This is a genomic window from Ilumatobacter sp. (assembly GCF_041688325.1).
GTDB lineage: Bacteria > Actinomycetota > Acidimicrobiia > Acidimicrobiales > Ilumatobacteraceae > Ilumatobacter_A.
In genome coordinates this window covers 1-2,848 of the sequence record NZ_JBDNIJ010000167.1, presented here as the reverse complement: position 1 = coordinate 2,848, position 2,848 = coordinate 1, and the positions used below count along the sequence as shown (strand labels likewise).

The window sequence follows — 2,848 nt, the reverse complement described above, 5'->3', positions numbered from 1 at the left end:
GGTGGTACTTGCCCTTCCCGAGATAAGCCCACTCGGCGAACGTGATCGGACGAGGGCTCGTCCCCTGCATGGTCATAGATAAAGCATCGCCATGAACGATGTTGACACCGAGCACATTCGCTGCGGCTGCGAACAGAACGTCATCAGCCGTGATGCCAATCAAGTGCGCGAATTCGTGCAGCAGGTTCTCGCGACACTCGACGACATTGTCGGCGAGCAACTCAATTCCGTACACGGACATCAGCGCTAGAAGACCCTGGTGGCGAGTCTCGAAATCGCTCCGCCCGTACCTGGCTTGGACGGTCGCAAGCTTGCGTTGCAGGACCGGCACGAGGAAATTTCCTGACCCGCATGCGGGCTCGAGAAAGCGGGCTTCGACTCGATCGGCCTCGTCACCGACCAAGTCGAGCATCGCCTCGACCAAATGGGGCGGAGTAAAGACCTCTCCGTGATCAGCGACGCGCTGCTTCGATTTGACCAAATCCATTGGCCCATCCTGCCGCACCTTGCGTCCGCTAGCGCGGTCCTTGCAGTTCGACCGCAGGTTTGAACGACCTTGTTCGGGGATTGCAGGAGCTACAGCCCTGGCAGATCCATCCCCGGGAGCTCTCGACCGAGCGGTCGTCGTGGCTTCTCAGCAACCGCTCGCCATCTGTCGCCGACGGGTTCGTAGCCATACATCTCGGCGAGGTAGCGCTCGGTCTCGTCCATGTCGTCCCACGGCTTCGTCGGCCGATTCGGGTCGACGTTCTCCTCGGGGAGGTAGTCGCCTGGCCCTCGACCTGCAAACTTAGCGACCGTCATTTCGTCGTATGTCAGCTCGCTCCATTTCTGCGTCGGCCGATACGGCGGCCGGACAGGCGGATCCAAGCTTGGGTCGGTCGGTCGCCCAGCCCACTTATCGAGGATCCGCTGAGTGCTGTTCTTGTTGTAGTCGTCCCGAACTCGGTTGACGAACTCCCTCTCAGGCGAGATGGCCGTTGCGTTCTTCAACTCGGCTTGGCGTGCGAGGGCGGGGCGGTCGATCCAGTCGGTGGCGATCGACTGCGCGACGACGTCGAAGGCGGTCTGCTCCCCTGTCGTGGCAACGAAGACCTCGTTGGTCGAGCGGCCTCGGGTCATCGGGACGTAGAGGTTGCGCACGTCGGTCGCTCGGTCCAGGAACAGGATGCCGGCGTCGACCGTTCGGCCCTGAGCGCCGGCCCCGGTGCGGGCGTAGGCGAGGTCGACGTTTTCGGCGACGTACTCCCTCGGGAGTTGCACGACGCCACTCGCACCTTCGACCGTCACCGACTGGTCTCGGTGGATCGCTCGAACAGTCCACTCGGCTCGGTTGCGAACCATCTGTCCTCGATCGGTGAGCAACCGACGATCGTTCTTCCGCGTCGCAATCTGCTCACCGACGAAGAGGACGTACCGGCCGGCAAGGGCTGCGCCGTTGTCGGCGTCGAGTTCGCCTGCTTGCAGTCGCACGCGCTGGCACTGCTGATTGAGATCGACGACCGTTTCGTTGGTCGGCGACATGAGCAACGCGGTTCGACCGGCTTGGCGTTCGTTCCACCAGCGGCCGATGGCCTGTTGTCGCATCATCTGGAGCGATCCGCCGTGGAGTCGGCCGTGATGGTCGTACACCTCGGCGACCTCAACGGCGCCACGACGGAGTCGGAGGCTGGCGTCACGTTCCCAGTCGTTGTCGAAGCGGTGGACGCGGTCGAGCTCGACAGCTTCGTTCGTGTCGACGAAGAGTTCGAACATGCCGCCTCGGCCGACTGCGGAGAACTGCAAGGGGTCGCCGACGAGAACGACGCGCCAGTGCTTGCGGTCGGCGAGCGCTGCGAGTTCGGCCAGCTTCGGGGTCGACATCATTCCGGCTTCGTCGACGATCACGGTCGCTCCGGCGGGCAGGTCGTAGCGGTGCTCCGGCGCCCGGTCGAGGCGATGTTCGATGAGCAGCTTGTCGAGTGTGTCGGCTGCGACTCCGGTCTCGACTTCGAGCACCTCGGCGGCCGCCGCCGACGGGGCGACGCCGAACACGGCTCGACCGTCAGCGCGGAGCTGGGCCACGGCGGGTCGGAGTGCGGTGGTCTTGCCGGTGCCCGCCGGCCCGACGATGAGGACGAGCTGTGCGTCACCAGCGACACGGGCGACGGCTTCGGCTTGGGCGATGTTGAGGTCGATGTCACTGCGATCGATGGCGGCCGGATTGATCAGGTCCAACGCCCTGATGCGGCGCGCTGCCCAGTCGAGCAGTGCACGCTCTTGGTCGATGATCGACTGCGTGGTCAGCGCCCGATTGGTCGCTGCTTCGGTGACGGGACGACCGTCTCTGCGAAGCAGCGAATCGGGTGGGATCGGTGCCGAGATGTCGACGCATCGCTCCCGTGCGATCGTTTCGGCGACATGGTCGATCAGTCTGATGGCCTGCGCGGCATCACCTCCGACGTCCGTCGGGAGCAGACCACCGAGTTCCCGGTGGAGCTCGGTCGGCCGCCACGTCGATTGCCTGTTGCTGATCGCCCGGAGTGCACCGCTGCTCATCACGGTCACCTCGTCGGCGGTGATGCTCGTGCGTGGTCGTTGTTGCTTGACGGCTTCGCCGACGATGACCTCGGGTGCGACGTCGAGCTCCCATGCCTGTTCGCGCCACTCGGCGTGGAGCGTTGCGGCGTCGACGTGCTTCTCCTTCGAGGGACGGGTGTGGATGACTGCTTCGCGTTCGAGCTCCCATCGTTCCCTCGGTGTGGGGTCGCGATCCATGGTGGCGACAAAGCGATCGAGCTTGACGTCGATTCGGCGGCGGATGTCGTCGGTGCGGTACGAGTAATGGCTGAGGACGACATCGGGGATG

General features: G+C 64.4%; 2 protein-coding genes. Both read right to left on the bottom strand.

Annotated elements, in window-relative coordinates; all coding sequences use genetic code 11:
- A partial coding sequence (locus ACH2EI_RS10575; RefSeq protein WP_395159974.1) for an N-6 DNA methylase occupies positions 1–487 on the bottom strand: 487 nt, incomplete at its 3' end.
- Positions 488–576: 89 nt separating this feature from the next.
- Positions 577–2,848, bottom strand: a 2,272-nt coding sequence (locus ACH2EI_RS10570; RefSeq protein ID WP_395159972.1) for an AAA family ATPase, incomplete at its 5' end; no start/stop codon positions are given.